This is a genomic window from Sulfurihydrogenibium yellowstonense SS-5 (assembly GCF_000173615.1).
GTDB lineage: Bacteria > Aquificota > Aquificia > Aquificales > Hydrogenothermaceae > Sulfurihydrogenibium > Sulfurihydrogenibium yellowstonense.
In genome coordinates this window covers 1-6,688 of record NZ_ABZS01000090.1, presented here as the reverse complement: position 1 = coordinate 6,688, position 6,688 = coordinate 1, and the positions used below count along the sequence as shown (strand labels likewise).

General features: G+C 32.8%; 5 protein-coding genes and 1 pseudogene. 3 read left to right on the top strand and 3 right to left on the bottom strand.

Annotated elements, in window-relative coordinates; translation table 11 throughout:
- Together SULYE_RS04770 and SULYE_RS04765 are read left to right on the top strand one after the other, a co-directional pair.
- A partial coding sequence (locus SULYE_RS04770; protein ID WP_007547050.1) for a sulfite exporter TauE/SafE family protein occupies positions 1-1,004 on the top strand: 1,004 nt, incomplete at its 5' end.
- Complete coding sequence (locus tag SULYE_RS04765; protein ID WP_007547049.1) at positions 1,001-2,503, top strand: MqnA/MqnD/SBP family protein; 1,503 nt, start codon at positions 1,001-1,003, stop codon at positions 2,501-2,503. The genes SULYE_RS04770 and SULYE_RS04765, both read left to right, overlap by 4 nt.
- Positions 2,504-2,732: 229 nt before the next feature.
- Here the strand turns inward: SULYE_RS04765 and argJ are convergent, their stop codons facing one another.
- Positions 2,733-3,893, bottom strand: coding sequence for a bifunctional glutamate N-acetyltransferase/amino-acid acetyltransferase ArgJ (argJ, locus tag SULYE_RS04760; protein ID WP_007547048.1), 1,161 nt, complete (start codon positions 3,891-3,893; stop codon positions 2,733-2,735).
- Positions 3,894-3,919: 26 nt separating this feature from the next.
- Positions 3,920-4,075 (bottom strand): hypothetical protein, encoded by a 156-nt coding sequence (locus tag SULYE_RS08200; protein WP_156784761.1) that lies wholly within the window; start codon positions 4,073-4,075, stop codon positions 3,920-3,922.
- A 270-nt stretch (positions 4,076-4,345) separates the two neighbouring features.
- Here SULYE_RS08200 and SULYE_RS04755 point away from each other — a divergent pair.
- Positions 4,346-5,662, top strand: a pseudogene (locus tag SULYE_RS04755) (ammonium transporter).
- A gap of 291 nt (positions 5,663-5,953) precedes the next feature.
- On the opposite strand, the gene SULYE_RS04750 reads toward SULYE_RS04755, so the two are convergent.
- A partial coding sequence (locus SULYE_RS04750; protein ID WP_043989085.1) for an IS110 family RNA-guided transposase occupies positions 5,954-6,688 on the bottom strand: 735 nt, incomplete at its 5' end.

Below are 6,688 nucleotides of genomic sequence, written 5' to 3'. Positions count from 1 at the left end.
ATACAGAAATTAATGTAATAGAAGTTTTAATTCTTGGGATTGTTGTTGGAGTTTTGTCCGGAATGCTTGGAATTGGTGGTGGCATTATTTTAAATCCAATATTGATAAAAATGGGTATACCTTCTGTAGTGGTAGTTGGAACATCCATTAGCCAGATGATAGGAGCGTCTTTGTCCGGGTTTTTAAACTATCTTAAATCCGGAAAAGTTGACACAAAAATGGGAAAGTATGTTGTAGTATACGGAGTAATAGGTGGTTTTATTGGTGTTTTACTTATAAACTATCTAAAACAATCCGGTGATGTAAAAAGGTTTATTCTTCTTGTTTACACCGTATATCTATTTTTGCTCGGTAGTTTTATTTTTTACGAATCTTTTAAAAACAAAGAAAAACATGAGCATAAGGCTCCTGAATTTATTAAAAACCTTCCATTTAAAAAGGATTTTAACGTTGGTCAAGTCTCTTTGATAGTACCGGCAGGTATAGGACTATTATCGGGATTTCTTGCGGCTGTTATGGGAATCGGCGGTGGGAATTTGGTTGTGCCGGCTTTAATGTATCTTGCAGGCTATGACGTTGTTTCCGCAATTGCTATTAGCGTTTTCCAAATGGTCTTTATCACAAGCTTTTTATCCTTTTTACATTCGTACTTTAACCATGGTGTTGATATAATTCTTGGGTTGATTTTGTTGGTAGGTTCTTCCTTTGGTGCTGTTTTTGGCTCCATTCTTGGTCAGAAAATAAAGAGATTTTATCTAAAAGTGTTTTTAGCTGTTTTAATGTTGATAGTTGCTACATACAGCCTAAAGCAATTCTTATCTACAAAGCAAAAAGAGATTTTTAGCCTTGTTCCGGATAATTTTTTTGCTAATCTTCTTACAAATTACCCGCTTGTATACTCAATATTGGTAATTGTAATTAGCTTGGTAGTTGGATATATTATCAGTATTATTACTATGAGAGCAAAAGATTATATTATGAAAAAGTTTTTAAACAAATCATGAAAATCGGTTGGATAGATTATCTTAATACTTTGCCATTTCAAATAGAAAGGTTTAGAGATTTCCAAATAGTAAAAGATGTTCCATCAAATCTAAACAAACTTTTGTTTGAAGGCAAAATAGACGCTGGAATAATATCGGCAGCTGAATATTTAGAACATTACTATAAATATTTTATCCTTCCAGACCTTTCTATAAGTTCTTGTAAAGATGTAAAATCTGTCATTCTTGCATCCCATATTCCGTTAGAAGACATTAAAAAAATTTATATTACAAAAGAATCTAAAACTTCTGTAAACCTTCTTAGAGTGATTTTTGAAATTTTTTTAAACAAGAAGCCTGAATATAAACCTTTTGAAAGTCTAAAAAATAAGCTTTCTGTTCTACTCATTGGAGATAAAGCCTTAAAACATAAGTCTGACTACCCATACGTTTACGACCTTTCAAAAATTTGGTTTGATTATACCAACCTCCCTTTTACTTTTGCACTGTGGTGTGTAAATAAAGAATACTTCTTAAACAACAGAGAAAGGATTTATAATTTCCAAAGCAAACTTAAAGAGAATGTTAAAGAATTTTTTGAAAAAATTGATAACTATCCATTAGAAACAGAAAAAAAAGAGTATCTAAAAAATCTTTCCTATGACCTAACCGACAAACACATACAATCTTTAAGACTTTTTTCTCAGTATCTAAAACAGCTTAATTTGATTAAAAAAATTCCAGATTTTAGATTTACAGATGGAAAGGTTATAACCGTTGATAACACGATTACGCTTTATAACTTTGACTATAACGAAGCATATCATTCAAGCAGTGCAGGAGCATATACAGAAAGCATGCATAAATTTATCATACCTTGCAAAATCCAAGAAATCTGTGAAAAAAACGGCAGTACAAACATATTAGATGTTGGCTTTGGGCTTGGTTATAATACATCTACCGCCATAAAATCCTGCTTAGAAAAAAATCCAAACGCAAAAATACAGATAATTTCCATAGAAAAAGATAAAAATTTTTTAGAAAATATAAAGAGAATTGAAATTCCAGAAAACCTAAAACATGTGTATGAAATATTTTTCAAGATGGTTTTAGATAAACTTACAATAGGAAATAAAACGTTTGATGTTTATAAATACGAAGACAACAATTTAAAACTATCGGTTGTTTTAGCTGATGGTAGAGAAGCAATCCAAGCATTAACGGATGAAAATATTAAGTTTGATGCTGTTTTTTGGGACCCATTTTCTCCAAAAGTTAATCCAGAAATGTGGGAGCTTGAGCTTTTTGAAAATTTAAGGAAAATCATGAAAGATGAGGCAATTTTTGCTACATACTCATCAGCAAAAGAAGTAAAGAAAAATCTATTAGAAGCAGGCTTTAAAATCGGCATGGTAGAGCCGGTTGGAAGAAAATCCTACTCATTGGTAGCAAGCATCAGTGGAGATATTCCGCCTCTACCAGAAAAAGAGATGGAAAAGTTAAGAAAGCATCAGGTATAAGGTTTATTAACAGAGTTATAAGATGTTTCAAAAATCAACGTCTTTATTCTGAAGGCGGATAGGAATTGAGACTGCTTGCAAAAATCAACATTGTCATTCTGCAACCGTACGAAGAATCTCATTTTTTCTTATTTTTAAAAGAGGAGTTCCTTCGGCTTACAGCCTCAGGATGACACGGAAAATTAAGCTTACAAAAATTTTGGAACACTTTTTAGACTAAACCTTAGCATCAAGTCGTATACTCTGCATTTATTTCAACGTATTTATATCCAAGGTCGCATGTGTAATAAGTCCATTCTTCTTCTCCCCGACCTAAGTATAAGTCAATTCTTATCTCCTTGTTATTCTTTAGATATTCACTTGCCTGTTTTTTGTCAAATTCTAATGGCTGTCCGCTGTATAATAAGAAATCTCCTAAATAAAGTTTTACCTGAGAAAAATCAATTCCGATATGAGTTTGACCTACTGCCGCTAAAATTCTTCCCCAATTTGGGTCGTTTCCAAACATTGCTGTTTTAAACAGGTTAGATAATGCTATACTTTCTGCGATTTTTCTTGCTTCATCTTTTGAAAATGCTTGATGAACATTTATTTCTATAAGCTTTGTAGCACCTTCTCCATCTTTTACTATCATTTTTGCAAGTTCTAAAGCAACTTCATAAACTTTTTTTGCAAAATAAAGTTTGTTAGAATCGTTTATTTCAACATCACTTTCTCCTGTTGCTACTATTACAAAACTGTCATTTGTACTTTCACATCCATCAACAGATATAGAGTTAAAGGTTCTGTCTACAACTAATTTTGTAATTTGGTCAAGGGTAGGTTTATCAATTTTTACGTCGGTAAAAATGTAAGCTAACATTGTAGCCATGTTTGGATGTATCATACCAGCACCTTTTGCAATACCTTTTACGGTAAAAACTTTATCTTCTATCAGTCCGTTTGTTTCGTAATATTTATAAAATGCATCGGTTGTTGATATAGCCCTTGCTGCTAATTCTAAATCAAGCTCTTGTAATGATGAAGAAGCAGTCTCTATACCATCTTTTACTTTATCCATAGGAAGCTGAACGCCTATAACACCTGTAGAAAATACTAACACTTCTTCTTTATCAATGCCAAGACTTTCAGCTGTTATCTGTGCCATCTTTTCTGCATTTTCGAAGCCTTCCTGTCCTGTGCCGGCGTTTGCATTTCCACTGTTGACAACTATAGCAGAAATTTTATCTTGCAATGAGCAAACTAATCTATCGTATATTACAGGTGCAGCTGCTAAGGAATTTTTAGTAAAAACCGCCGAATATACCGATGGTGGAAATTTTAAAACTAAAATATCATAATCGCCGGAAGGTTTTATTCCAGCTTTAGCAACGCCCATTTTTATATTCATTTTATTATTTTTCTCTCCTTTGTTATTTATTTAACATTATGATTATACAATACGTCGGGTAAGAAATTCAGTAAAAGTAATAGATTTCTCGCCGGCTTCACAGAATAATGATACTTTGCTTCTAAATTCTCTATCCTATTCTGTAATGGCAATTCATGAATTACCCATACTTTCCTTGCCATCTTAGGGACGTAAGCCCAATGCTCCTTTTTAAAATTTTATAAAAAAATCACTTATTTCTCGCTCATTGTCTTTATTTAACTTTATTGTAATAAAAATACGAGAGGTGAGAAGTAGAGTGTAATTTGCACAAAAAACGTGCAAAAAGTTTACAAAATTGCTGAATTTTTGTTCAATTAAAATATTTGATAATTATTTAAGATATTGAAAAACTTATATTTTTAATTTTGGCATCAAAGTTTCAATTCTGCTGATTTGAGAATTTTCAAGAGGTGGTTAAAGATGAAAAAATATTGATTTTAACAACAAGCTTAATACCTTTGTTATCTTATGCAGAAGAAGCTAAAAAGTTAGATGTTGGTAACACGGCGTGGGTTATTGTTGCAACTGCATTGGTCATGCTGATGACACCGGCAGGTCTTGCTTTATTTTACGGTGGAACGACAAGAGCAAAAAATATCCTTAATACGATCGGAATGAGCTTTTTAGCTTATTGTATTACTTCTGTAGTGTGGGTGCTATGGGGATACTCACTGGCTTTCGGAACGGATATTGGAGGAATAATAGGCAGCTTGGAAAATGTACTATTAAATGGCATTTCTGTAAATGATATATGGTCAGTGGGAAATATTCCAACTTTATTATTTGTAGCATTTCAATTAACGTTTGCTGCAATTACAGTAGCATTAGTCAGTGGTGCAGTTATTGAAAGAATGAAATTTGAGGCTTGGTTAGTATTTATAATTCTTTGGATAGCTTTTGTATATTCACCTGTTGCTCATTGGGTATGAGGTGGTGGATTTTTATCAAAGCTTGGATTGTTAGACTTTGCAGGTGGAACGGTTGTAGAAACTGCTTCTGGAATATCAGGTCTTGTACTTGCACTATTATTGGGCAAAAGAAATGATTTTGGTAGAAAGGCAATCTTACCATCTTCTGTAGTTTTAACGGTTGCCGGTGCTGGTTTGTTATGGTTTAGCTGGCTTGGTTTTAATGCAGTCAGCGAGCTTAAAGCAGATGAAATAGCAGCATCTGCACTTTTGATAACTAACACAGCTGGAGCGACTGGAGCTTTATCTTGGATGTTAGTGGAGTGGAAAATTACAAAAAAGGCAACAATGCTTGGTGCAGCATCGGGAGCAATGTCGGGACTTGTAGCAATTACACCGGCAGCCGGATTTGTAGGTTTAGGTGGAAGTATCATAATAGGTTTTGTTGCTGGAATTATAGGATTTATGGGCGTTTTTTGGTTAAAACATAGATTTAAATATGATGATTCCTTAGATGTATTTGGAGTTCATGGATTAAACGGAATATGGGGAACATTGGCAACGGGTATTTTTGCAAATCCACAAGTTAATATAGTGGGATCTGGTTTGTTATATGGAAATATAAAGCAGTTTTTTATACAAATTTTAGGTTTAGTAGTTGTAATTTTGTTTACTGGGATAATGACAGCTATTTTATACTTTATCACATCAGCTTTATCTCGTGGTGCGAGAGTTGATGAAGAGACGGAAGTTATGGGTCTTGATGAAGCAGTCCATGGTGAAAGAGACTTTGAATTAAAGGGATTAGAATTCTCGTAATATTTTGAGATTATTTCAAAAATTTTTTTAAGTTTACTTTTTTGTTATTCTGGGGACGGAAGTCTGAAGGATCTTATTTTTTGATCTTTTGATTTAAAAGAAGAAAAATAGGAAATTCTTCTCGCTGATTTAAAATGATGATTATAGTTTGAGAGTGTTCCAAAATTTTCATAAGCTTACCTTTCCGTGTCATCCTGAGGCCGAAGGCCGAAGGATCTCATCTTTTGATTTTTTGATTAAAAAGAAAAACATGAGATTCTTCGCTTCGCTCAGAATGTTCTATGTTAAATGTCAAGTACAAAAATTTTCATCAAATGGTCTTCTGTTTTTTAATACACCATATGCCTGCCTTAATAACTTATGTGCTACAGCCACTAATGCTAACTTTTTAGCCTTACCTTTACTTACTAACCTTTCGTATAATTCTCTGCAGTATTTGTTAAACCTTATTGCTGATAATGCTGCCATGTATAGTATCTTTCTTGCATATGGATTTCCCATTTTCTTTATCGAACCACTTTTCTTTACACTCGTTCCACTTTCATGTATACCCGGACTGATTCCTATAAAACTTGATGCATCTTTTACACTCTTAAATCTTTTAAAATTTCCATATACTGATATTATCATTCCTATAACCCTATCACTTATACCAGGTATACTTTTTAAAAGCTTGTATTCCTCTTGAAAATTCTTCTTAGTCAATTCTTTTATCTCTTTCTCAAGTTCTTTTATGCTTTTTTCTATTTTTCTGATTAGATCATCATAATATTCCAAGTTCTCTTTCAATTTTTTGATTGGTATTGGTACATGACTTAAAGATTCTCTTTGATTTCTTAGCTTTGTAAGCTGATGCTGTAGGTCTTCTAATATCTTTAGTTTTATTTCTATTTCTTTTTCTACATCTGGTTTTGGTTTATAAAGCTCTCCATCGAAAAACGTTCTTCCGTACTCTGCAATAAAGTATGAATCAGTCTTATCTGTTTTAACTCTTGTCATTTTAGCTTCCATAAACTTCTTATCGAA

Bases quoted from the DNA above. Each gene is read 5' to 3' on its own strand.
- SULYE_RS04765 (WP_007547049.1), top strand. From the start codon at position 1,001: ATGAAAATCGGTTGGATAGATTATCTTAATACTTTGCCATTTCAAATA.
- argJ (WP_007547048.1), bottom strand. From the start codon at position 3,893: ATGAATATAAAAATGGGCGTTGCTAAAGCTGGAATAAAACCTTCCGGC.
- SULYE_RS08200 (WP_156784761.1), bottom strand. From the start codon at position 4,075: ATGGCAAGGAAAGTATGGGTAATTCATGAATTGCCATTACAGAATAGG.